Source organism: Marinomonas maritima, from assembly GCF_024435075.2.
Lineage (GTDB): Bacteria > Pseudomonadota > Gammaproteobacteria > Pseudomonadales > Marinomonadaceae > Marinomonas > Marinomonas maritima.
In genome coordinates, this window is sequence record NZ_JAMZEG020000001.1 from 1,000,911 (window position 1) to 1,026,067 (window position 25,157).

Here is a 25,157-nt window from a genome sequence, read left to right on the forward strand (position 1 = left end):
ATAAATATAATAATAGGATAAATTGATGAATACTCTTGAGCACAAAAAAACGGGTTTACAAACAATAAGCCAATTTTTCGTAACACTTTTACAGCGTTATCTCCCAGACCCTTTCATATTTGCCATTGTCTTAACCTTTGTGGTGTTTTTGTTTGTCATGCCCAGTACGGGGCAAGGGCCAATGCAGGTCGTAAATGCATGGGCAGGTGGTTTTTGGAACTTGCTGAGTTTTTCTATGCAGATGGCGATGGTGGTGGTAACGGGCCATGCGATGGCCAGTGCACCTGCCTTTAAACGTAAATTGTCTATGTTGGCTGGTGTTGCCAAAACACCTGGCCAAGCGATTATCCTCGTTACTGTCATCAGTGCGATGGCGTGTTGGGTAAACTGGGGCTTTGGGTTGGTTGTTGGTGCGATTTTCGCTCGTGAAATTGCCGCTCGTGTTAAAGGCGTGGATTACCGTTTGCTGATCGCTTCTGCTTACAGCGGTTTCTTGTTTTGGCACGGTGGTTTATCGGGTTCAATTCCGCTTTCTATTGCCGGTGGTAAAAATATTGAGGCCGTCACGAATGGTGCAGTAACGGCGGCAATTCCTACTTCTGAAACAATATTCTCGGCCATGAACTTAACGATTTTAGCGGTTATGTTGGTCACTATTCCTCTGTTGAATCGCTTGATGCACCCATCACCACAAGACACTATTACGATTGATGCGGAATTGTTAGAAGAAAAAGTCGCAGAGGCACCTGAAAAAGCCAATATGACACCAGCAGAGCGTCTTGAAAACAGCCGTACTTTGTCTTTGGTGTTAGGTGTAATGGGGTTCTCATACATTATCTTTTACTTTGTGACGAATGGTTTCGCGTTAAACTTGAATATCGTTAACTTTACCTTTTTGTTTTCTGCGGTCTTGCTGCATGGTACGCCAAAAAGCTTATTGAACTCGATTTCTCAAGGTGCCCGTAACTGTTCTGGCATTCTTCTGCAATTTCCGTTCTATGCAGGCATCATGGGGATGATGACGGCCACAGGGGATTCTGGCGCTTCTCTAGCGGGTGTTATCTCTCAGGGTTTCGTGTCTATTTCGAATGAAACAACCTTCCCATTATTTACGTTCTTAAGTGCTGGGATCGTGAACTTCTTCGTACCTTCTGGTGGTGGTCAGTGGGCGGTTCAAGCACCAATTATGATGCCAGCAGGCGCTGCATTGGGTGTGGATGCTGCGAAAACGGCCATGGCCATTGCATGGGGTGACGCGTGGACCAACATGATTCAACCTTTCTGGGCATTGCCAGCGCTTGCGATTGCAGGGCTTGGCGCGAAAGATGTTATGGGTTATTGCCTGATGGCGTTAATCGGTTCTGGTGTGATTATTTCTTTGGGATTTTTAATTTTCTAAACAGGTAATAAAAACGAAAAAAGCCACTGTCTCAAATTTTTTCGGATGGTGGTTTTTTTTGTTTCTGTCTGTTGTCTTTTCTTACGGCATTTACGTTTTACTATACCGTTTAAATACTTATAGATGACGTATTTCAATTGGTATGTCATGCTTTTTTCACAAACCACTATATCCTTGAAACTTATGCTAAAACCATCCTTTTATTTTCATATTGTTATATCTCTTATTTGGGTAAATATGAGTAAATTCACTTTATAATGAGCGACAATTTTTTTATTCAAATTAACGACAAATGAACATAGGTAAAAAATGGCGAGGCTACAAAAGATAAGCGATAAGCGAAAAAAAGACATTGTTGTAAAAAGAAGAGTACTCGCGATACAGCGCTATTTTTTAGGCCTTTCTTTATTGTTTGGAATGCCTGTCTACGCAGACATTAATTGGGTGTCCGCAACGCTAGATAACGACTTCTTTGTGAACGAAGATAACGGTTACACCAATGGCATTTATGTCTCATTTTACGATATTCACGAAAACGTAACGACCGTTAAACAACCCGATTTTTGGGTGGCTCCGCTCATGTGGAGTATGCCTCAACAAGGCATTGAAAATGTGGTGAATGTTTATAGCGCTGGCCAAACATTAACAACGTCATACGACATTGCAGAAGTGAACCCTGAAGAGGGTTCGCTGCCTTATTCTGGTTTATTAAGCTTTACCAATACTTATATTACGGTCAAAGCTGATTATGCTGATCGAGTATCAACAACCTTAGGTGTGGTTGGGCCGCTTGCTATGGGCGAGCAAGCGCAAAAAACAATCCATAAAATCATTGGTGCTCAAAAACCAATGGGATGGGATACCCAGTTAGAGAATGAGGTTGTGTTTGAGTTTTCGCGAGGTCGTAGCTGGCGTTCTTGGGTTTCTGATAGTGGTAAAATGGATCTTTTATCCGGTGTGGATGCAAGTGTTGGAACGCTCAGAAGTGGTGTGAGCTCTGGTGTCATGTTACGTTATGGTCGTAATCTGGATGACTCTTTTCCGACGGTTTTATTGTCAGCATCGAGATCGTCGAACCCTTTTGCCGTGAACAGGGGCTGGTTTGTTTATACTGGTGTTAAATATAACTACATCTTCAATCAAATATTCACGGATGGTAATACTTTTCGTAATAGCCGATCTGTCGATTATGATCACAATCAAAATATGTTTACGTCAGGTTTGAGTTATTCGTGGGGTAGTGGTGTTTTAGCGTTCGCGATTAATGCACCGTTTACCCTTAACGGCGATACGAATGACCGTGAATTGGATAAATTGACTCGCTACGGCACCTTAACGTTTGCTTGGCAAATATAGAATTTTTGTTTTCATCAATACATAAAAAAGCCTTTTACTTGGAAAAGTAAAAGGCTTTTTTTAAAGTGTTTTTTCAAAGAGCTTTACGATCAAATCAACGTTGTTAAATACGCCTTCCATTTATTGGTTTTACCGTAATAAGTGCTATGAGAAACACGCAGTAAGACGCCATCTTTTTCGATGATTAACGTCGGATAGCCACTCACTTTCATTTGACTCATCAGCTCATGGCTTTCTTGTATTTGCCCCATCATTTTGGTTTCTGAACCGGCTATTTTCTCGTTCCATGTAGAAGCATCCAATCCCATCGACACGGCAAGTTTCTCTAATGCGTCTAATTGATCGAGATGTTGACCTTCTTGGTAATGACTCTTTTGAATCGCTTCCAGCATTTTATGTGCGGCAATCCCCATTTCTTGACCGACAAGAAATGCCCGAGTGGTTATGTAAGAGTCCACGATAAACTCATCAGCACTCGTCACTCTTGCTTTATAAGCGTCACCAAAGTGAGCTTTTGTCATGTTGGCGATTTGTTCGTCTGCTTGCAAAATATGCTGTCTAAAAGACGGATCAATTGCTCGCTTTGGAATCATCCCCCCGGGGTGATAAGTGATGTCAAACTCAGGCATGTTTGCTAATACTTCGATTAACGATGACGCGCCGTAACACCAACCACACATAGGGTCGAAGAAATAATGAACGTTTACCATGTCATTTCACCTTGATGAACTTTAGCCGCAATGTTTAGGTTTAACATACCTTGGGCTGCTGGGTATTTTTTCGACATGAACCGAATCATGTCATTACTGTTAGTCGTTTCTTGTTTTGCTTGTTGGAAATCCGTGATGTAGTTAAGTGAGAAGTGAATAGCATCCGCATTCATTTCGGTGTCTTTTGTCATATGACCAGGAATAACCACCGTTGGTTTAAGCGCTAGCATTTCTTTTAATTGTGCTTTCCATGCCGCCTGAGATTCATCAGATTGCGCATCTGCCATCCATAAATGGATGTTTCCGAACACTGCAACGTTGCCTAAAATTGCTTTGTTTTCAGGGATCCATAAGTAAGGACGATGCGCCAAAACACCCTCTGTACCACGAATTTCTATAGTGTGCCCGTCAACAGTCAACGTTGACTTGGTATAAGCCGTAGGAACGATAGGGTTTACAGGAGCATTGACACCCATTTTTGGCCCCCAAAATGCCAATTTCCCCGCCAGCTTTTTCTCAATGACGGTTTTGACTGCGGGTGTGGTTATGATGTCAGCGTTAGGAAAAAGTGCGTGTAGCGTTTCTGCACCGAAATAGTAGTCAGGATCAGCTTGGCTAATAAAAATGGTTTTCAACTCTTTGTTTGAATCCAAAACTTTAGCCGCAATACGTAATGCATCGGCTTTCGTAAATCCAGTGTCTATCACCATGGCTTCTGTTTCACCGTAAACCAAAGTTGATGTAACGCCAAAACTGCCACTATTCGCATTGTAGACGTCCAGTGTTAATGGTGCTTTGTCTGCGGCCAAAGCTGAGTGAGCGATAAGTGCGGATGCTGCTAATAGAATAATTTTTTTCATTTCTTTCTCCAGTGAGTATTGAATGTAGTGCGTGAAATGAATATTAAAAGATTGACGTGCTCGGAAAAACACACAAAAACGATTATGATTGTTTCTTATATCGTGCAAATGAGAAGAGATAGCAAGGGTATGGACAGAGTGACCGCTGCCAAAGTATTTATTGATGTTGCGCAATCACGCAGCTTTTCTCGTACAGCAGATCGTTTGAATATGTCGCGCCCTATGGTGACACGCTATATTGAAGCAATGGAAGATTGGCTGAAAACACGTTTGCTGCATCGTACGACACGGAAAATATCCCTTACAAGCGCGGGTGAAAATTGCCTAAAAGACATTGAGCGTTGGCTGGAAGACGCGGACAATATCACCGCACTGGCTAATACAGACAATGAATTGGCAGGCGGCATTAAAGTGACAACCAGTGTGTCATTTGGCTTTTCACAACTGATGCCGGCGATTCAGAATTTTATGCGTTTGTACCCGAAAGTACGCATCGATATTGACCTAGAAGACAGCGCGGCAGACCTTACTGAAAAAAGCATTGACCTTGCGATACGAATTGCCTCGAATCCAGACCCTTCTTTAATAGGCAAACCTATTGCCGTGTGTGAGTCTGCACTGGTTGCTTCTACGGCTTACCTCGAAAAAGTTCGCGAAACAATAGGGGGCATTCAGCATCCAAAAGACCTAGTGAATCACCAGTGTTTAGGTTATAAAAATTTCGAACGACACATATGGCACCTGTCTCAAGGTGATCAATTTGAATCCATTTCGGTCAATTGCCGTTTAACGGCCAACGAAGCAACGGCGTTATTGCACGCGGCTTTAAACGACGGAGGAATTTCCCTCCAACCGACGTATCTTGTTAATCGTTACATAAAAGAGGGTCGTTTGTGTCACGTATTACCCGATTGGAAACCCAAAGACCTTAGCATCTACGCGTTGTACTCTTCTAGAAAACATCTACCACCGACCGTACGCGCTTTAATTGATCATCTAGAAATCTACTTCAAAGATAATCCTTGGTGAGCAAGCTTTAGTGGTTGCAAAATGAATAATTTTAATCAATGTATTTTAGGGGCGCTAGGGGAGAATCCCGACCTAGTTCCCGCTGGTGGGGTTAGAAGGCTTGTTGTTTATTTCCTAAAATACTCTGCCAATTCCTGCCATTGCTCTTCTGATTGAGCCGCGAGCATTTCGCCTTCTAGCATGGCAGGGGAATACTCTTTACCTTCTAAGGTTCGACAAACTCCGCCTGCTTCGGTGTGCACTAGGACGCCTGCGGCATGATCCCATGGGAGCATTTTGTAGGTGAGGCTGAAGTGGAAGTGACCTTGGGCGATTTGTCGGTAAGCAGGGCAAGATGGTAAGTTGTTGATGCGGACAAAGCGCGAGGCTTTCAGTGCGAAGTCTTGTTTTTTCTGGCCGGTATATGAGTTGACCGACATGATGCCAGCAAGTTTGTCTAGCTCTGGTTCTGCGGTGATGTGCAAGGCAAGTGGTGCTTGGTTAGGTGTTTGATTCTTGCCTTTTTCATTCATGGCGGTGCGCTGGAAAAAGGCACCTTCGCCTAGATTCGCGTAGATCCAATCGTCGTTTACGGGATCATAAAGCAGGCCAAACCGTGTCACGCCTTTCACGACAACGGCGAGTATGATGCCGAAATCTGATAAGCCATGAGCGTAGTTCCAAGTACCATCGATGGGGTCGATGATCACACAAGTGTCTGCGGTGGCGATTTTGTCGGTGGTCGATGGGTTTTCTGCGACCGCTTCTTCGCCAACAATTTCCCAGTCGGGAAAAGCGTGCTGAATTTCAGTTGTGATAAAGGCTTCGCTGGCTTTGTCGGCAATGGTGACAAGGTCGGTTAAGCTACTTTTGGTTTCTACATCGCTTGCATTAAGCTGTCGAAAGCTTGGCATGACGATCTCTTGCCCTGCTCGTCGGACAATGTCGATAAGCCGATCTTGAGATAGTTTGTCGAGGTTCATCTTTCGTCACTCCTTTTGTACTTTCCAAAGTTCACAAATTATACGTGATCAGAGTGACGAATGGTTTATTGAATGTTGATTATTCTATGACGTTTTTGTTACTGCTTAGCTTAAGCCAATTGTCTTGAGCCGCTGTCTTCATGTTGATGGTGCAATAAGTTATCGACTGTTGTTGCCGCGATATGGTTCAGTGCTTCGATGGTGAAATAGCCTTGGTGACCGGTTACGACGACATTGGGGAAGGTGAGCATGAGCTGAAAGACGCTGTCTTGGATAATATGCGAGGACATGTCTTCAAAGAAAATCTTGTTTTCTTGCTCGTAGACATCCAACCCTAAATAGCCAATTTTCCCATTGTAAAGTGAGTCTATGGCTTCTTGCGCATGGACAAGTGCGCCACGACTGGTGTTGATGATCATCACGCCGTCTTTCATTTTGTTCAGGCTGTCTTTATTGATTAGGTGATGAGTCGAGGTGTTTAAAGGGCAATGCAAGCTGATGATGTCGCTCTTTTGATAGAGCTCATCCAGTGGTATGTATTGGCAGCCTTGGTCGATCAGTGCTTGTGATGGATATAAGTCGTAACATAAAACATGACAGCCGAAGCCTTTCATTATTCGGCAAAATGCCGCGCCAATGCGTCCAGTCCCAATGCATCCTACTGTTTTGCCTTCCAAGTTAAAGCCAAGTAGCCCTTCCAAGGCAAAGTTGCCTTCTTTTACTCTGTGGTAAGCACGGTGTGTTTTTCGGTTTAGCGTCATGATCAGCGCGACGGCATGTTCTGCAACGGATGTTGGGCTGTAATCTGGCACATGAAAGACTTTTATGCCTGCCGATTTTGCCGCGTCTAAGTCAACATTGTTAAACCCTGCGCAACGAAGGGCGATGGTATGGACACCTTGTTGTTTTAGAAGATGAATTACCTCTGCATTGACATCGTCGTTGACGAAACAAGAAACGGCATCAAAATTTTTTACTAAGCTGATTGTTTCCATGCTTAATCGACTTTCGAAGTACGTCATGGATAAGGCGGTATTATCAGCGTAAGAGGCGAGGGTTCTTTTATCGTAGGGCTTACAGGAAAAAACGGCAATTTTCATAAAAGGTGGTCCTGTCGTTTTGTCAAAATGGGAGTACAGTTATAACCCATCAAAATGCTATATGCTCAATTTGTGGTCAGTAGACTTGATGTGAATCAGTGAAATAAGAAAATGATCGCATTGGTGGAGAATATTAATACATAACATCGTCACAAAAGCACTTTATGTCTGGGTTGTTATTGGTTTATTTTAGATATCAATAAAATGAGTTTAGTAGGTAATATTTTGTAATTTATATTTATTTTTATCATGCCTTACCTAATTTTAAGTGGTTAATTCGTCTAAACTTATATGAAATTGGTCTGAGAACAAGATTCTAACTCAACCTCGAATTTAGAATTGGAAATAATATTTGCCAGGAGGCAAACGTGAAAAAAATGTCATCTAAGTATATTGATAGCCGTTGGGTGATATTGACCCTGTTTTTTGGCATTTTGGTTACCTGTGTTGTGGCTTACCAGACGCAAGTCGCCAATGAGAAGAGGATAGCTAACGCCGTTTACCAGTCTTCCAATAAAGTGATGGAGGAAGTGTTGACTCGGATTAAGCTTTACCAGTATGGATTACGGGGTGCTCGAGGGGTTGTGTTAACAACAGGTGAAAATGACATTACTCGAGATATTTTTTCTTTATACAGTTTAACTCGTGATGTGGATGTGGAATTTCCAGGTGCACGTGGCTTTGGTTTTATTCGACGCGTTCCACAGGCCGATGCCGCCGCTTTTACTTTGTCGGCTAGCCAAGACGGCTGGCCAGATTTTGCTATTAAAACGCTGTTTCCTAATTTTAATGAACATTATGTCATTCAGTATATTGAACCTGTAGAGCGAAACCGGCAGGCCGTTGGTTTGGACATCGCATCAGAAAAAAACCGCCGAGAAGCCGCTACGTCATCTTTATACACAGGGGAAGTTCGCTTAACTGGCCCCATCACCTTGGTGCAAGCATCGGGTAAAGCGCAGCAGTCCGTATTGATCTTGATGCCTATTTATCGAGGAGGGGAAGTACCAGAAACATTGGATGAACGCATTGAAGCAGGCTTTGGCTGGAGTTATGCGCCTTTATTAATGGAAGAGGTGTTAAACCATTTAGATATAGACTTGGAAAAAATCCATTATGAATTGTTTGATGTCACCGATTTGGACGATAAAGTTCGGTTTTATGACAGCGGAGAATTAAAAAACCGTCAATACGAAATAAGCCAATCTAAGCATATTTATGGGCGGAGTTGGGAAAGTCATCTTAGTGTTTCTCCTGCCTATATAACGGACTTACATCTTCCTAATCCGTTCAGTTTTTTAATCATTGGCTTCTTCATTAGTATTCTTGGGGCTGTTCTCGTTGCTGTTGTTAAAGTTAATATTTCTAGGCATCGTGAGGTGATCGCTCATCAATCTAGAATTACTGCGGTAGTGGAAAGCTCGGCGGATGGCATTATCAGTAAAAGTCTAGATGGGGTTATTGTCAGTTGGAATAAGGGGGCTGAAAGCATATTTGGTTACACGCTGGAGGAAGCGATTGGTCAGTCTTCTTTTGAACTCCTGGTCCCAGCAGATCTTCAAGATGAAGATAAGACGATTCTGTCTTCTGTAATCGATAACAAAAAATCCATTATTACTGAGACACGTAGGAAAACTAAATCAGGGTCTGATGTTCCGGTTGCACTGACTGTGTCTCCTATCTTTGACTCTAATCGCTTAGTGGTTGGTGTTTCGAACAGTGTGCGTGATATTTCTGAAAGGAAAAAAGCCGAAGCAAAAATCCGTGACTTAAATTCCAGTTTAGAAAGTCAAGTAAAAGAGCGGACTCTAGAGCTTCACGAAATCAATTTACTTTTGAACGATGTACTAGACGCTTCTTCTGAAATTGCGATTATTGCTACCGACATGAACGGTAAGATCAATCTTTTTAACAGTGGCGCACAAAGAATGCTGGGGTATTCTGCCGAGGAGGTTGTTGGTCAAATGACGCCTCTTAGTTTCCATGTTAAAGCAGAAGTTGAACAAGAGCGTGATGAAATTTTTGAAACGATGGGCACCTATGTCTCAGACCTAATGGAAGTTTTGATCTTTAAAGCGGTTCGAGAGAACTACGATAGCAAAGAATGGACTTATATTGATAAACAGGGGGAGACCAGACCGGTGTCTTTAGTTGTTACTCCTATGAAGAACAGTGACGATGACGTGATTGGCTTTTTAGGCATGGCGGTGGACATTACTGATCAAAAAGCCAATCAACATGCGCTGGTTTATACTCGAGACCAGTTGATGATGGCGACAGATCTAGCACAACTGGGCGTTTGGACTTGGGATCTAGAAAGCAACCTTCTGGATTGGAACAGTATTATGTTCGATATATACCAGTATCCACAGTCGTTAAATACTGAAGGCGTTACCTATGAACACTGGTACAACAGGGTACACCCTGAGGACAGAGATGTTTCCGCATTGGCATTGCAAAATCTCGTAGAAGGGATTGGGGAATACAATCTTGTACTGCGACTCTTATTGCCTGATGGCAGTATTCGTTATGTTCAGGCGGGTGCATCGGTTGAGAGAGACCACAATGGAAAAGCCGTTTATGTCGCGGGCATGAACCGAGACATTACGACTGAGAGAAATTTGGAAACTTGGTTGCGTAAGGCAAAAGACGAAGCCGATGCCGCCAGTGCGGCCAAATCAAGCTTTCTTGCAAACATGAGCCACGAAATCCGTACCCCTATGAACGCTATTTTAGGCATGTTGGAGTTGGTTAAACGAACGTCCTTAACGCATCAGCAAGAGGATTATGTTTCAAAAGCCCATATTTCAGCCAAATCTTTGCTTGGTTTAATTAATGATATTTTGGATTTCTCCAAAGTTGATGCCGGTAAGTTAACGTTGGAAAAAGTACCTTTCGAAATAGAAAGTCTACTCTATGAGCTTTCTACTGTGCTATCTGGAAGTCCACTAGGAAACAACGTTGAGCTCATTTTTGATATTGAGAAAGACATTCCCCCCTATCTTGTAGGCGATAAACTGCGTCTATTACAGGTTCTTATTAATTTGGTGAGCAATGCGATTAAATTCACGCTAGAAGGCAGCGTGATTTTAGAGATTAAACAAACAGCGCTGGAGCCCGGCGTATCCCGTTTAACGGTTGCTATTACAGACACTGGCATTGGTATTTCAGAAGACCAAATAGAGTCTGTTTTTGACGTGTTTTCTCAAGCAGAGTCTTCGACGACTCGACGTTTTGGTGGTTCAGGATTAGGGTTGGTTATTTGCCGCCGTTTTGTCGCTCTAATGGGCGGGGAGTTAAATGTTGAAAGTACTTTGGGGATAGGCAGTCGTTTCTATTTCACGATTGATTTGCCCGTTGCTGAAGCCCCAGTCGAAAAAATGTTGAATGTACAAGCGCGAAAACCCATCCGTATTCTTATTGTAGACAATAACCCAGCTTCGCAAACTATATTGACGCGCATGGCAATGAATCTGGGCTGGGGTTATGAAAAGGCTGAGACGATTAAAGAGGTTATTACACGGATTAATAAAACAGCAGAAGACGGTGATCTATTTGATGTTGTCTTGTTGGATATTAAAACATCAGATTTTGTCGGACGTGACAGCATGGAGAATATGATCTCGAGTTTTTACACGCCAACACAGCCTCCTAAAATTATTTTATTGGCCAACGCTCCTAATGAAAAACTGGAAGGCTCTCTTGAGTTAGCCACGGGCTATTTATTAAAACCGACGACATTAAGTCAGTTATCTGAAACGGTTTATGAGTCTTTATCTAATGGTGATACTCTCGTAAATGAAGGTGATGAGAAGTCTAATGATCGAATTGGACAAAGTTTGACGGGAATAAAATTATTACTAGTGGAAGATAACGCCTTTAATCGTCAAGTTGCGACAGAATTATTAGCCGCCGAAGGCGCTATTGTTACCGTTGCTGAAGGTGGTTTGGAAGGGGTTGCCATTGTGTTGAATAACAGTGAAAGTGCATTTGACTTGGTGTTGATGGACATGCAAATGCCGGACATAGATGGTTTGGAAGCCACAAGGCAAATTCGAAAAAATGTACAGTTTACTTCACTTCCCATTGTGGCTATGACGGCCAATGTGTCAGAGGAGGATCGTCAGGCGTGTCTTAATGCAGGCATGAATGATCACCTTGGCAAGCCTTTAGATATCGATTTGATGATCGCTTGTATCTTGAAATATGTAGGTAAAAAGTCTGAGTTAGACGTTACTCTTGATCAGGCCGCTAAGACAGCTATAGGCGTTGAAGACAGTCATTCGTATGAACGTGAAGATATTCAATCTATATTGGGACGGTTTGGTGGCAGTGTTGATCTCTTTAAAAGTGTGGTTGATGGTTTTGAGGCAGAGTCCCAGAGTTTGCTAGAGAGCATTGATAAAAATGTTATAGACAGAGATCAAATTAAGACACGAGAGGCGCTTCATACTTTAAAAGGTGCGTCTTTGACGATGGGCTTGTTGCACCTTTCTAATCAGCTATCCGGTTTTGAGCAGGTTCTAAAAACGAGCGAGGATAAAGAAACGCTGGAAACGTGCTTCTCATCTATTAATGTTGCTGAACTCCATACTCAGTTACATGATGAATTGGCTACTATTATTGCTGAAATTAATGATTTGACGTGAATTATCGATAATTTTGGCTAAGCTATATTGCTATGATTTGAATGATAAATGGATCAAGCAGAAAGGTATTATGCGAAAGCATATTATTACGAGTGTTTGAATTGTTGTGTGTTGATTTTATGTTATAGACAGCCTGTAGATTAGGCGCTTGAGGAGAGTGGGATGTTTAACAAGAGTTTGAAGAATGAATTTAAGATATTAAAGGAAGAGCTGTACTCTCTTAATCAAGTAAAAGAAAGTTTAGACCAAGAAATGTTAGTCATCATTTTGAGCCCTGAGGGCGTGATAACATCGGTCAATAAAAAGTTCACAGATGCGTTGGTTTTTTCGAAAGAAGCTATTATAGGCAGAAAAATATCGGAATTGGCGCCTGTTAACGCTCGGAAAACAGAACATTATAAGGCTCTTTTAAACGCGATTAAAAGCGCTAATCATTGGGTTGGCGCGTTAGAAATTGAAAAAGAAAACGGTGAGGAAGCGTGGTTAAGAATTATCTTACAGCCAGTATTAGATGGTGAAAACGGTAAGCTCAAACAGTTTTCCTTACACTGTAATGATTTAACACGGACGATTACCAGCTCTCGTGAAGATCAAAATATTATTTCTGCGCTACAGCGGTCAACCGCTGTTATTGAATTTGATATGAGCGGTCATATTTTGAAAGCAAATGATCTTTTTCTCGGTGGTATGGGGTATAAGCTTGAGCAAATTAAAGGCAAACACCATAGAATATTTTGTACTGAAGAAGAGTCCAGTTCAGCGGACTACGCTGCATTTTGGAAACGTTTAAGCGAAGGGCAGTTTGTTGCTGAACGTTTTAAGCGCGTTGATAGTCGAGGCAATATTGTTTGGTTAGAGGCATCTTATAACCCAATTTCTGACGTACATGGTCGTCTGTATAAAGTCGTTAAGTTTGCGACCATTATCACGGATCAGGTTAATCGTGAATTGGCGGTGTCTGAGGCGGCTGATATTGCTTTTAGCACCTCTAAACAGACAGATAATAGTGCGAAAAAAGGCAGTCAGGTAGTCAGCGATACCGTCGCTGTGATGCGCCAATTATCAGATCAAATGGCAGAAGCGGCTGAGGGTATCTCAGAGTTGGATAAGCAGTCTCAGTTGGTGGGATCTATTATTCAAAGTATTCGAGGCATTGCGGATCAAACTAACCTACTTGCATTGAATGCGGCCATTGAGGCGGCGCGAGCGGGAGAACAAGGTCGAGGTTTTGCCGTTGTTGCTGATGAAGTCAGACAGTTAGCATCGCGAACCAGTGCGGCGACAGAAGAAATTGTAGGGGTTGTTGGAAAGAACCAAATACTGGCTGAAAAAGCAGTGGCTTTGATTAATAAAGGTAAAGAGCAGGCAGAGCAAGGTCTGGCTTTGTCGAATGAAGCGGGGGATGTGATTATAGAGATTCAAGACGGCGCTCAGCGAGTGGTTGATGCCGTTGGACAGTTTGCTAACAAATTCACGAACTAATCATGAGAGCATTGGCTGACCTTTTTGTCGTCGGCCAATGTTTGTGTTTAACGTTGAGATAGAGTGTCTAATGTTTCTAGTAACCACTCTAATTCATTTTCACCCTTCAAACGTGTCGCCATACTTTTTCATATATTCGGCACTCACCTCAAACAATAGGTTTTTATTCACACGCTAAGATAGCTTTGTATGCTGAATCAAGATTATTGGTCATTTGAGCGCCTTTTTGAGTCATAGCTTGCTTTATTTGGTTTGAGAGCATTGCTCAATAATGCGCTTCCCGCTGATGATCAAAAAGCTGCAAACAGTAATGGCTAGCGCGGTAAGGTGAAAAAAATCATCGATTAAAAAGCTTTCCATATTGATTCCTATAGTAAATATTATAATTATTATTTTGTTTAATAAAAGCACAGTGCGCTTACTTCGTCCACACTATTTACTCTTTTCAATATTTTTTAGGCGTTGTTTTTGCAGTGGTGAAAAGTTTGGAAGACAGAGGAAATAGGGCTGTTGGCTTATGATATTTATCGGTTAGAAAAAGCCAGGCTCTAGCTATAATAAGTCCATTTATACCGAAAGAAGAGAGTGTATTTTTGTTTTTTTGGCGTCATTAAGCTTGCTTAGTCAGAGTTAATAAACGGTGTACGCTGTGCTCTACTATGAATGCGGCGTCTACTTACTTTACGTGATGTGGCTTCCCAGTTGATGGCTTTAGCACTATTTTCGCACAAGCGTATTGTTTATATGTTGTGTAAAAGTCAGGTTTTCACTCGTCGTCCGCTCCCTCCAATTGGGTTGAAGATGCAAATACTCTAGGCGCATCTTGCTTTGGTAAATGTATCAGTGTCAGCCCGTAATGTTTAGCGAGTTTGACGGCGAGTGTACTGGGTGAGGCTAAATGCACCAGTCTGGAAAGGCCTACACGTACGGCTTTCTGAACCAGTTCTGTGCTGCATCGACTTGTCATTAAAACGCTATGGTTGTGCAAATTTATACCCTGTTGCAGGGCATAGCCAATCACCTTATCAAGCGCATTATGTCGACCTATGTCTTCCATGCAAAAAATAGGTTTACCTTGTGGCGAAATAAGTTGTGCGGCATGAACTGCGCCGGTTTTGTTTCCTAGTATTTGGTATTTTCCTAGGTGCTGTCTTAATGACACTAAAGTTGCTTCTTCTATCGGCTGACTTGGAGGCAGTATAGAAAGTATTGGAATGGCTTGTGCTAGGGATTCTACACCGCATAACCCACAACCCGTCGCACCAAGGTGTGTTTGTTTTTTTTGTTTAAATTGAGCGAATCGGCGTGGGCTAATATCCACATTAATGGCAACGCTCTCAAGGTCAGGTGATGTTTTGGTGAGCTGTATGTCGATATCCCTGATTTCACTGAGTTGTTCAATGATTCCTTCACTTCGAGCAAAGCCAATAACAAACGCATCTAAATGAACAGGTGTGACCATCATGACGGCGTACGCAATCTCATTAATGCTAATGGCCAGTGGGATTTCTTCGACAAGTTCGGCTGATCCAGAAGGCTGCAGTATGTCTTTAGGCAAGCTGTCGCAGCGCTCATATTCATGGCGTCGATGGCTGATAAAAGAAAGAGGCGACTGTTGCATAATGTTGAATTCAACGTATTTAAAAGACGATCTTTATAGTACGTAGAGTGGTCGTAAGCGTCCAATTATTTTGTCCTCGTTTAAAGCCTAGAAACGACATGGATTTTTCGAGGGGGTGTTTGTTCATTTAAAAGTCGTTTTTAGGAAGGTTACAAGGGGGGGAGTATTTCTTTAGGCAAAAAAATACCGTATCCTAGCCCGAAAATTTAAGCTTCAAATGCCTTTTTCGTATTGGTTTTGTAAAACACTAGGTGAAAAGGGTATGGACTGTGATTTTTTGCACTCCAACAGTGGCAAGGAAAAAGCACATGCTACAAAGTGTGGTTCTGTTTTTGTCATATATCGAGAATGTATGCGAGCAAAGTATTAGCGCATAGTCAGGTTCTCTGTGATCCACTTTTTGTTTAATGAGTTTTTTATTTATGCAGTTTATTACACGCCTCTCGCGTTGGGCTTTGTCGGGTCCGCGGGCTTGGATATCCATCATTTTTGCCGTTTTTATCGTTTTACTGTTTGTTTATAATACCCTTGTGACATCAACAGAAAACCCTGAAGACTACGTATTACCTAATGTTAAAAATAAGGCCAATAGTAGTAAAAGCGAAACAGCCGTAAATAAAAATAAACCCAATTTGAATACGGATGAAGATAATAATTACGACTCGCTTATTACGACAGATCCTCTGCAAAATATCGAAAAAATCATAGCGCCTATCCCTTCAATAGAATACGTCATCAAATCTGGAGATACTTTAGCGGGTATTTTTGCAAGTTTAGGGTTACCAAGAGAGTCTTTATACTCGGTACTTGAAGCAGACCAAGAGTACTTGGTGCTTGAACCCTTAATGCCCAAGGATAAGTTTTCCTTTAAGTTGGATGAAGAAGGACAGCTTATTGAGCTTACTCGTATTATTGATATCAGCAAAAGTGTGTCGTATGTTCGACACGGTAATGGCGGTTTTGGTTACGAAGAAAATATTAAGCCTATCACTTATAAACATAACGCTATACACAGCAAGATCACCGGAAATTTCTACCTGTCTGCAAAAAAGGTAGGCTTATCGGATACGAATATTTTAATTATTCATGACGTACTCAAAGGGCGAGTAAATTTTCGCAAAGATCTTCGCGCCAACGACGTCTTTAACGTCGTCATTAAAAGCGGCAGTATCGATGGTGTAAAAGTAGGCGAAAACCAACTAGAAGCGTTGGAAATTACAGTGAAAGGGAAAACGTACAGTGCTTTTTTGCATTCGGATGGTCGGTTTTATGATCTGGATGGCAACAGTTTAACACCTTCTTTATTACGCTGGCCGACTCGTAAGCAATATCGAATCAGCTCGTCATTTAATGCGAATCGTCTGCATCCGATTACGGGGCATCCGGCGCCTCATAACGGCGTTGATTTGGCGACGCCTTCAGGGACTGAAGTGCTGGCAACGGGGGATGGCGTGGTGACTCGCGTAGCGACACATAAATACGCAGGCAAATACGTCGTGGTTGATTATACTGGGCCTTATAGTTCACGGTTTCTTCATTTGAGTAAGATATTAGTGAAGAAGGGACAGCAAGTTAAGCGTGGCCAAGTGGTTGCGTTATCAGGTAACACTGGACGAACAACCGGAGCGCATTTGCACTATGAGTTGCACGTAAGAGGTCGTCCTGTTAACCCTATGACCACCGATATCCCGACGACTCAGTCTATTCCGGCGAGTAAGCGAGCAGAATACGACACTAATGTTAAATACTGGGTGAGTATGATGGCGAGTGAGCAGAGATCAGATGATGAGACCGTAAAGGACGCTCAAGTAGAGTCGTCTGAAATAGAGTCGTCTGAGGTAGAACAAACGTTGAGTAACGGTAGTCATTAGTGTTTAAGTGCTGACAATAAAAAGGGGATCTCTTCTTGTGAAGAGGTCCCCTTTTTTAAGCCCAGAATGTAAGAGTGCTTACTCTTACTTACATGTTCTTTTTATAAGACTTGTTGCCGATGACGAAGAGTACTAAGAAAGCAGCGAGGCCTATGCATTGAATCCAAATATCTAGGTTTGGCCACAGCATCATAGCGGCTGCAATCAAGGCGACGAGTCGTGACACGATAGACAGTTTATCTTCTAAGTAACCTTCCATCGCAGCGACCAGCGCGTACATCCCAAAGATACCAAAGAAAGTTAGATGTAATAAGGTTTCCGTATCGCCACCAATTAACGGCGTGTAGGCCATGAGAAGTGGAATAATATAAAGCCCTTTTGCCAGCTTCCAAGCGGTCATCCCCGTTAGCATAGGTGGTGTTTTGGCAATAGCCGCTGCCGCAAACGCAGTCAAACAAACAGGTGGTGTCACGTTACTGTCTTGAGAGAGCCAAAAGATGATCATGTGAGCCGTTACTAGGATCATAGCCACGCTTTGTGCGCCTAATGCCTGATCCATTAACATGCCTTTGAAGTCCGCTGGAACTTGCGCTAACAAAGCCTCAGCTTGTTCCATTGGCATTCCTTGCGCTAAAGCTGCAATGGCAGAAGGGTCAACCAGCATAAAAATGGCATTAGCGGCGTCGGGTAAGCTGCCAGAAGCCATCATATCCAACAGCTGGCTTTCCGCGATCAAGTTGAAAAGTGCAGGGGCAGACAATGTCCCAAGTACAATATAAGACGCGGTGACAGGTAAGCCCATTCCTAGAATCAAAGACGCAACTGCAACAAGGATAATGGTGAAGAAAAGACTGCCGCCTGCCCAATTGGTGATCAATAGCGAAAAGGTGTTACCAACGCCGGTTGTACTAATTACGTTAACGACTAAACCAATACCGACCAGCAAAACCGCCGTGGTAGACATATTTTTAGCGCCTTGCGCCATGGCGTCAAGAACGGCCGCGGGGCCCATTCTGTGCTTGCTTGATAAAAATGACGCGGCAATAACGGCAAGAATACTGATCCCTGCTGCGTAGGTTGGCGTAAAGCCTTGAATCAATAGAGTAACAAGAACCGCCAATGGGACAATGTGATGCCAACCACTTTTAAGCACTTGTGAAATATTCACGGCATCATCACTTTCTGTGGCAATGACTTTACTGCGTTTAGCTTCTACGCGAACAAAAAAGCCGACGGAGAGAAAATACAGCAGTGCAGGGATGGCCGCAACGCTGATAATAGTGACATACGATACTTGTGTGTAGGAGGCCATAATAAAAGCACCGGCACCCATCACAGGCGGCATTAATTGCCCACCGGTGGAGGCAGCGGCCTCTACGCCAGCGGCAAATCGAGCTGGGAACCCAGCTTTTCGCATCAAGGGAATAGTAATAACACCAGTAGACACGGTATTAGCAACAGAAGAGCCAGAAACTGAGCCCATCAAGCCAGAGCCTAATACAGCAACAAAACCGGGCCCGCCAATCATCTTGCTAGCAAGAGAGCGAGACAGGTCGATAATAAAGTCACCAGCCCCCGATTTAACTAAAAAGGCACCGAATAAAATAAACATGAAGACAAAGCTCCATGAGATTCGGGAGATAGAACCAAACATGCCGTCGGTACTAAAAAAGCTACGATACAGCAAGGTTTCAAGGCTGAGGCCGGGGAAAGCAAACATGCCACCAAGCCATCTTCCCCATAGCACTACGTAAGTTAATGCGATGAGAATAAGTAAAGGGATAAACCAACCGCTGGTACGGCGAATTAGTTCAAGAGACAGTAGGACGGTTACGCTAGACACAATCCAATCGGCATTACTAAAGGTTACGCCTCTGGCATAGAGCGCGTCTTCAAAAAAAATAATGTAAAACACCATACTGACTAAAGCGAGCACAATGGCGCTATCGCATAGCATGGCAATTTTGCTTTCCCGCCATTTAGGGTTGGCAGGAATAAGGAGCGCACATAAGATACCAAAACCGGCGAAATGAAACGCCGAAACCCACAGTTCTGGTAGGGTTGCTATGGTGTTGATGTAAATATGAGCAACCGCTAAGAAAATTGAAAGAGTAAATACAAAACGATTTATCCAAGGTCCAGAGCGATGTTTTGTTTCGAACTCTTCAAGATTAATCTCTTGAGGTGCGGTGGAAGGTGATGAAGCAGTCATGGACAAGCTACCTTTGTATGTACAGAAAACGAGTTGAGCAAAGATGCGCCGTACGAAAGTACGGCGCTATAACGAGTAGAAAAGTACTACTGCGCGATTAGGCGAGCAGGGATAGCAATACCGCGCTCACGGTAGTAGCGTGCTGCACCTGGATGCAGTGGCACAGGAAGTCCTGCGATGGCTTTTTCAATGGACATTACTGACGTTGCCTTATGAATTGCACTTAAATAAGGTAAGTTTTCATACAGTGATTTAGTCAATTGATACACATCTTCTTCTGACAAATTAGCACGTGTTGCTAAGAAGTTAGGTTGTGCGACGGTGTTAATGTCTTTTGTTTGGCCTGGATATGTATTAGCTGGAATGACATATCGCGTCCACAAATCGTAATTACCGTTGGCTTCTTTGATTTGCTCATCGGTGAAATCCAATACTTTAACTTTGTCACCCATAGAAGCATAAAGACGAGTAACTGCACTGACTGGAACACCGGCTGGAGTATTCATGCCTTCAATGTTGCCATTTTGCATAGCATCTGCGCTGGCGCCGTAACCCATGTAAGCAAGGCTGAATTTATCAGGGTCAATATTTAAGCCCTTGAGCTGCTGACGACCAGAACCTTCTGTTCCTGAGTTTTTCTTACCGATGGAGAACTTATTATTGCTGCCTTCAAGGGCTTTTAAATCAGCAACCGTTCCTGTTTTTGCTAAATCAGATTTAAGAACAAAATGCTCTACGTTCTGCCAAAGCATAGAAACAGAGCGCAATTCTGTTTGTTTACCTGAACTTTTAAATGGACCTTCACCGTCCCATGCCCAAGCACCGTAAAGACCTTGTAAAATAGCGAATTGTGCTTGATCTTCACGTAGAAGTTTGATGTTTTCACCAGAGCCTGCTGAGCTAATAGCAGACACAGATAGACCGAACTTTGGCTCTAGTTTTACTTTACTCAAAGTGGCAATGGCAACACCGACAGGGTAATAAGTACCTCCTGTTGATGCGGTCGCTAAGATATAGCTGCGATCATCGGCAGCTGACGCACCAGTTGCAGAGATCGCTATAGCCGCAGCTGTTGCGCTGGAAAGAATAGTTTTAGTAACAAATCCCAATTTCATATTATTTTTCTCCGTTAGTGGGGTTAGTGCTATAGCTTATAGCGATTATCGTGCCAAAAATATATCTTATTGATATATATAGGTTTTATTTCGTGCTATAAATTTCCTTTCTTTTTTTGTACACATATGGGCGGTTTATTGCTTATTGTTGACCTTTCTGTATGAGCAAAAAATCGCTTACGATGTAAGTAAGTAAATACAGCGGTTAACAATGAATTTTGCACAACAGTGCTTATTACATGAGCAATAAATGGCCGACGGCATAAAGTGAGTAAGTCATGGAGCAAGATCATAATATTCGTGTTGTATTGTTTGATTTAGGGAATGTCTTGGTCGATTTAGGCGATATTTCCGAAATGCATGCTATGTTGAATACGCAAGGTGAAGAATCGGAAGTGTGGTTGAAGTGGCTGCAATCACCAACGGTTGCTGCATTTGATTCAGGAAAAATTACGTTTGACCGTTTCGCTGAAGAACTTTTAGACGAGGTTGGCAGCAGCGTGGACAAAGAGGTATTTAAAGCGTCTTTTAAAGCGTGGCCAAAAGGTTTGTTTTCTGGGGCTCTGGCCTTGGTTGATGCCGTTAAACCGGAATATCATCGTGCAATATTGTCTAATACAAATGCTGCCCATTGGCCAAGACTAATGGACGAAATGGGGCTTGCGGGCAAATTTCACAGTTATTATGCTTCCCATATGGTGGGTTTTGTTAAGCCTGATGATGCTATTTACCAGCATGTGATTCATAGCTTACAAGTTGCGCCACAGAGCATTTTATTTATTGATGATAATCAAGTGAATATCGACACGGCTAATGCGCTAGGAATGAAGGCATTTAGAGTGAAGGGAATAGATGAAGCACGTCGAGTGCTTCATCTATATGGAGTGTTATCTCATTAATTCGTTTTAGTGAGTTGGCAGCATTGGAATTGCTTGAAGCCTTAATGGCGTTGTTCAGGTATTAATGTCATTTAGTTCAGAGGCTTCTATGCGTACTTTTGATGGGCAATCTTCTACAAACTATTCTAGAACTCGACCGATGTATCCGGCAGAGCTTTATTATTGGTTATCTCAGCAAGTAAATTCCCCTGGTGTCGTGTGGGATTGTGCCTGTGGTACAGGCCAAGCTTCCGTTGATCTTGCTGCCTATTTTGAACAAGTAGAAGCGTCGGATATTAGCGAGTCTCAGGTAACGGCTGCTACACCACATCGCAAGGTTAATTATCAAGTGTGTCCTGCTGAAAAAACACATTACCCTGATAATTATTTTGATGTGGTTTGTGTGGCTCATGCGTTACATTGGTTTGATTTGAAGGCATTTTGGGAAGAGCTTCGTCGAGTATTAAAACCGGGCGGTGTATTTGTATGCTGGGGCTACAATTGGCTACAAGTGGGCGAGGCGGAAGATAAAGCGATTGCGGAGTCTGTATTACCACTCCTTGCTCCTTATTGGCCGCCCCAAAGCCGATTATTGTGGAATCAATATAATGATATTGAATTTCCGTTTGAGCTGATGGATGTGCCAGCGTTTGAGTTAAATTGTTATTGGTCTGTGACACAAACGCTGGAATTTATTCGAAGCTGGTCAGCGTCTCAACTGCGTATTCAAGACAGGGGTGACGATTTTTTATTGGACGCCTCACCGATCCTTCGAGAAGTGTGGTCAGAGCCCAATCAGAAACAAGAAATACACTTACCATTTTTTGTGAAGGCTGGACGAGTGTTGTAAGTGTATTTTTTCATAAGACTAAAGTGGAATAGATTGGTCTGTCTGGCAGGTTATAGTAGTTCAGCATCCGAATAACAAATTTAACAATGGAGCGGGTTATGAAATCATTATATAGCGCAACCTCAAATGAGGCGGCAAAAAATGCCAATGTGAGTCAAGCAGAATTTGAAAAACGCTATCAAGAATCGATTGAAAACCCAGACGTGTTTTGGGGAAAAGAAGGCAAACGTTTAGATTGGTTTAAACCTTATACCAAAGTGAAAAACACGTCTTTTCAGCGTGGCGATGTCAGTATTAAATGGTTTGAAGATGGTGAGCTTAATGTGGCTTATAATTGCATTGATCGCCATTTAGCAACTTCAGCTGACAAAGTCGCCTATTACTGTGAAGGTGATACAGAGAGCAGTGATAAAATCGCGATTACTTATCAAGTGCTACACGATGAAGTTGGTCGTTTAGCCAACCTTTTAAAACGTCAGGGTGTGAAAAAAGGCGATAGAGTCGCCATTTATATGCCTATGATACCTCAAGCCGTTTACGCCATGCTGGCCTGTGCTCGAATTGGTGCGATTCATTCCGTTATTTTTGGTGGCTTTTCTGCTCATGCTATTGCCGATCGCCTGACTAACTGTGGTGTTAAGTTGGTTATTACTGCGGATGAAGGGCGTCGAGCGGGTAATACTATTCCGCTTAAGCACAATGTCGATATGGCATTAGAAAACAACGCGTGTCCCTCCGTTGAAACGGTCATTGTGTACCGTTATACCCAAAAAGATGTGCCTTGGTTTGACGGTCGTGATTTGGATTGGGCGATGGCGGTTAAAACTGAAAGCACAGAATGTCTAGCAGAACCGATGAACGCGGAAGACCCTCTTTTTATTCTTTATACCTCTGGGTCAACAGGTAAGCCAAAAGGTGTGGTTCATACTACCGGTGGCTACTTGGTGTATGCGGCCATGACTCATGAGTTAGTGTTTGATTTGAAACCAGATGATGTGTTCTGGTGCGCGGCCGATGTCGGTTGGATTACCGGCCACAGTTACATGGTATATGGTCCTTTAGCAAATGGCGCGACAAGCATTTTATTTGAAGGTGTGCCGACCTATCCGGATTCAGGTCGAATTGGTCGAGTGGTGGATAAGTTTGGTGTGACCATTCTTTATACCGCACCAACAGCAATCCGAGCGTTGATGGCGAAAGGGGATGAAGCGACGCGTTCAAGTAAGCGTAATTCTTTACGCATACTGGGCAGTGTCGGCGAGCCAATTAATCCAGAAGCATGGTCTTGGTATTATGCTGAAATCGGAAACGCATCTTGTCCAGTTGTGGATACATGGTGGCAAACAGAAACCGGTGGCATGATGATGACGCCACGTATTGTGCAAGGCGATATCAAACCGGGTTCTTGTACTGGTCCTTTGTTTGGTGTTCAACCTGCGCTGGTGGATGCACAAGGCGTGTTACAGGATGAACAAGGTGTGCAGGTTGATGGCGGCTTAGTGATCACTGATTCTTGGCCTGGGCAGGCTCGTACTGTATACGGCGACCATGAACGTTTTGAACAAACCTATTTTAGTACCTTTGATGGCATGTACTTTACGGGAGACGGTGCATCAAGAGACGCTGATGGCCATTATTGGATCACCGGTCGCATGGACGATGTGCTAAATGTATCCGGTCACCGTTTGGGTACGGCGGAAATTGAAAGTGCTTTAGTGGCTCACCCTTCTGTCGCAGAAGCGGCCATCGTTGGTTACCCTCATGACATCAAAGGACAAGGCATTTACGTTTACGTTAGTGCAATTGCTGGAGTAACACCAGATGAAGAGCTGACGAAATCTTTGAAACAGTTTGTTCGTCAGGAGATTGGCCCAATTGCCACACCAGATTTGATTCAGTGGGCAAGTAAAGGGTTACCGAAAACGCGCTCTGGCAAGATTATGCGCCGTATTCTAAGAAAAATTGCTGCCAATGAACATGATCAACTTGGCGATACAAGTACATTGGCTGATCCAAGTGTGGTTGATGATTTGATCGAAAACCGTTTAAATGTGTAAGTGTTTACACATTTTAAAAGGATAGACAGTGATTACACTTGTTATCGCAGATGATCATCCTCTGTTTCGCAGTGCACTAAGCGGTGCATTGCGAGCAGAAATGCAAGGTATTGTCATCGTCGAATCCCATGATTTGGATTCGACGTTACAGTGCCTAGATAGTACAAATGAGCTTGATTTGCTATTGCTTGATTTAAATATGCCGGGCAGTGGCGAGTTGTATGGACTGATTCGGATTCGTAAGGATTTTCCGACGGTCCCCGTCGCGGTGATCTCAGGCAGTGAAGACAGTATTATGGTCGCGAAGGTTATTGATGCAGGTGCGTTGGGGTTTATTCCTAAAACCAGTGAACCTTCGACTTACGTGCAAGCTATTCATGCTATTTTGGCCGGCGATATTTGGCTTCCAGACGATCTTAAATTAAAAGTGGCTAATCAACCTAAACCTGACTTATCGATGCAAAATAGAGTTGCAGAGCTCACGCCTCAGCAGTACAAGGTATTATGTTATTTGCATGAAGGTTTATTAAATAAGCAGATTGCTTATGAATTATCAATATCTGAAGCCACAGTTAAAGCACACATCACTGCAATTTTTCGGAAACTGGAGATTAATAATAGGACTCAAGCTGTATTGATTGCCAGTGATTTGAAGTTGCAAATGATGGCTGTAACAAATTAATTTTCTTTTTTAGGATTGTCTTTTTCACAATGGCATGGAGGAACCGGATCCATGCCTCCTTCATGCCACGGATGACATTTAGACAATCTTTTCACCCCAAGATAAATACCTTTTATAACCCCAAATCGCTCAATGGCTTGAATCATATATTGTGAACAGCTGGGGTAGAAACGACAGTTATTCCCCAATAGAGGGCTGATTAAAAATTGGTAGCCTTTTACTAGGAAAATGAATGTTTTTTTTACCATAAGATTGTTGTCATTTTTGTGTATGTAATAAACGCTATTTGTTACTGTAAAAGAAATATATCACAGAACCCATTTT

The 25,157-nt window shown here is 42.8% G+C and carries 18 protein-coding genes; 10 read left to right on the forward strand and 8 right to left on the reverse strand.

The window, feature by feature from the left end; genetic code table 11:
* Positions 1 to 25 precede the first annotated feature (25 nt).
* Positions 26 to 1,399 (forward strand): short-chain fatty acid transporter, encoded by a 1,374-nt coding sequence (locus tag M3I01_RS04815; protein ID WP_255894451.1) that lies wholly within the window; start codon positions 26 to 28, stop codon positions 1,397 to 1,399.
* 309 nt (positions 1,400 to 1,708) lie between these two features.
* Complete coding sequence (locus M3I01_RS04820; protein WP_255894453.1) at positions 1,709 to 2,755, forward strand: lipid A deacylase LpxR family protein; 1,047 nt, start codon at positions 1,709 to 1,711, stop codon at positions 2,753 to 2,755.
* A gap of 89 nt (positions 2,756 to 2,844) precedes the next feature.
* On the opposite strand, the gene M3I01_RS04825 is transcribed toward M3I01_RS04820, so the two are convergent.
* The gene (locus M3I01_RS04825) at positions 2,845 to 3,465 is read right to left on the reverse strand and encodes a DsbA family protein (protein WP_275564945.1); all 621 of its coding nucleotides are present in this window, start codon (positions 3,463 to 3,465) and stop codon (positions 2,845 to 2,847) included.
* Positions 3,459 to 4,325, reverse strand: coding sequence for an MBL fold metallo-hydrolase (locus M3I01_RS04830; RefSeq protein ID WP_255894456.1), 867 nt, complete (start codon positions 4,323 to 4,325; stop codon positions 3,459 to 3,461). Before M3I01_RS04830 ends, M3I01_RS04825 begins: the two co-directional genes overlap by 7 nt.
* A 129-nt stretch (positions 4,326 to 4,454) precedes the next feature.
* Here M3I01_RS04830 and M3I01_RS04835 point away from each other — a divergent pair, with 129 nt between their 5' ends.
* Positions 4,455 to 5,354, forward strand: a complete 900-nt coding sequence (locus M3I01_RS04835) for a LysR family transcriptional regulator (protein ID WP_255894458.1) — start codon at positions 4,455 to 4,457, stop codon at positions 5,352 to 5,354.
* Between the two features lie 107 nt (positions 5,355 to 5,461).
* Here the strand turns inward: M3I01_RS04835 and M3I01_RS04840 are convergent, their stop codons facing one another.
* Both M3I01_RS04840 and M3I01_RS04845 read right to left on the reverse strand, forming a co-directional pair.
* Entirely contained in the window at positions 5,462 to 6,316 is an 855-nt protein-coding gene (locus tag M3I01_RS04840) for an inositol monophosphatase family protein (protein ID WP_255894459.1), read from the reverse strand.
* Positions 6,317 to 6,426: 110 nt separating this feature from the next.
* The gene (locus M3I01_RS04845; protein ID WP_255894460.1) at positions 6,427 to 7,416 is read right to left on the reverse strand and encodes a 2-hydroxyacid dehydrogenase; all 990 of its coding nucleotides are present in this window, start codon (positions 7,414 to 7,416) and stop codon (positions 6,427 to 6,429) included.
* Between the two features lie 377 nt (positions 7,417 to 7,793).
* Here M3I01_RS04845 and M3I01_RS04850 point away from each other — a divergent pair, with 377 nt between their 5' ends.
* On the forward strand, positions 7,794 to 12,065 hold the full coding sequence (locus M3I01_RS04850; RefSeq protein ID WP_255894806.1) for a PAS domain-containing hybrid sensor histidine kinase/response regulator: 4,272 nt from the start codon (positions 7,794 to 7,796) through the stop codon (positions 12,063 to 12,065).
* A gap of 162 nt (positions 12,066 to 12,227) precedes the next feature.
* A complete protein-coding gene (locus M3I01_RS04855) occupies positions 12,228 to 13,547 on the forward strand; it encodes a methyl-accepting chemotaxis protein (RefSeq protein ID WP_275564946.1) in 1,320 nt (439 codons plus the stop codon).
* Between the two features lie 766 nt (positions 13,548 to 14,313).
* On the opposite strand, the gene fdhD is transcribed toward M3I01_RS04855, so the two are convergent.
* The gene (gene fdhD, locus M3I01_RS04860) at positions 14,314 to 15,168 is read right to left on the reverse strand and encodes a formate dehydrogenase accessory sulfurtransferase FdhD (protein ID WP_255894461.1); all 855 of its coding nucleotides are present in this window, start codon (positions 15,166 to 15,168) and stop codon (positions 14,314 to 14,316) included.
* Between the two features lie 422 nt (positions 15,169 to 15,590).
* Here fdhD and M3I01_RS04865 point away from each other — a divergent pair, with 422 nt between their 5' ends.
* The gene (locus M3I01_RS04865; RefSeq protein ID WP_255894462.1) at positions 15,591 to 17,039 is read left to right on the forward strand and encodes a peptidoglycan DD-metalloendopeptidase family protein; all 1,449 of its coding nucleotides are present in this window, start codon (positions 15,591 to 15,593) and stop codon (positions 17,037 to 17,039) included.
* Between the two features lie 88 nt (positions 17,040 to 17,127).
* Here the strand turns inward: M3I01_RS04865 and M3I01_RS04870 are convergent, their stop codons facing one another.
* The gene (locus M3I01_RS04870) at positions 17,128 to 19,251 is read right to left on the reverse strand and encodes a TRAP transporter permease (RefSeq protein WP_255894463.1); all 2,124 of its coding nucleotides are present in this window, start codon (positions 19,249 to 19,251) and stop codon (positions 17,128 to 17,130) included.
* Positions 19,252 to 19,337: 86 nt separating this feature from the next.
* Positions 19,338 to 20,366, reverse strand: coding sequence for a TAXI family TRAP transporter solute-binding subunit (locus tag M3I01_RS04875; RefSeq protein ID WP_255894465.1), 1,029 nt, complete (start codon positions 20,364 to 20,366; stop codon positions 19,338 to 19,340).
* Between the two features lie 278 nt (positions 20,367 to 20,644).
* Here M3I01_RS04875 and M3I01_RS04880 point away from each other — a divergent pair, with 278 nt between their 5' ends.
* The 4 genes from M3I01_RS04880 to M3I01_RS04895 all read left to right on the forward strand — a co-directional run bounded on the left by M3I01_RS04880 (position 20,645) and on the right by M3I01_RS04895 (position 24,833).
* Positions 20,645 to 21,265: an HAD family hydrolase gene (locus tag M3I01_RS04880; protein ID WP_255894466.1), complete on the forward strand. Its 621-nt coding sequence runs from the start codon at positions 20,645 to 20,647 to the stop codon at positions 21,263 to 21,265.
* Between the two features lie 88 nt (positions 21,266 to 21,353).
* Positions 21,354 to 22,094 (forward strand): class I SAM-dependent methyltransferase, encoded by a 741-nt coding sequence (locus M3I01_RS04885; protein ID WP_255894467.1) that lies wholly within the window; start codon positions 21,354 to 21,356, stop codon positions 22,092 to 22,094.
* A 98-nt stretch (positions 22,095 to 22,192) separates the two neighbouring features.
* On the forward strand, positions 22,193 to 24,151 hold the full coding sequence (acs, locus tag M3I01_RS04890; RefSeq protein ID WP_255894468.1) for an acetate--CoA ligase: 1,959 nt from the start codon (positions 22,193 to 22,195) through the stop codon (positions 24,149 to 24,151).
* A gap of 28 nt (positions 24,152 to 24,179) precedes the next feature.
* The gene (locus M3I01_RS04895) at positions 24,180 to 24,833 is read left to right on the forward strand and encodes a LuxR C-terminal-related transcriptional regulator (RefSeq protein WP_255894469.1); all 654 of its coding nucleotides are present in this window, start codon (positions 24,180 to 24,182) and stop codon (positions 24,831 to 24,833) included.
* Here M3I01_RS04895 and yidD read toward each other — a convergent pair.
* Entirely contained in the window at positions 24,830 to 25,081 is a 252-nt protein-coding gene (gene yidD / locus M3I01_RS04900) for a membrane protein insertion efficiency factor YidD (protein ID WP_255894470.1), read from the reverse strand. The genes M3I01_RS04895 and yidD overlap by 4 nt on opposite strands.
* Positions 25,082 to 25,157: the final 76 nt, after the last annotated feature.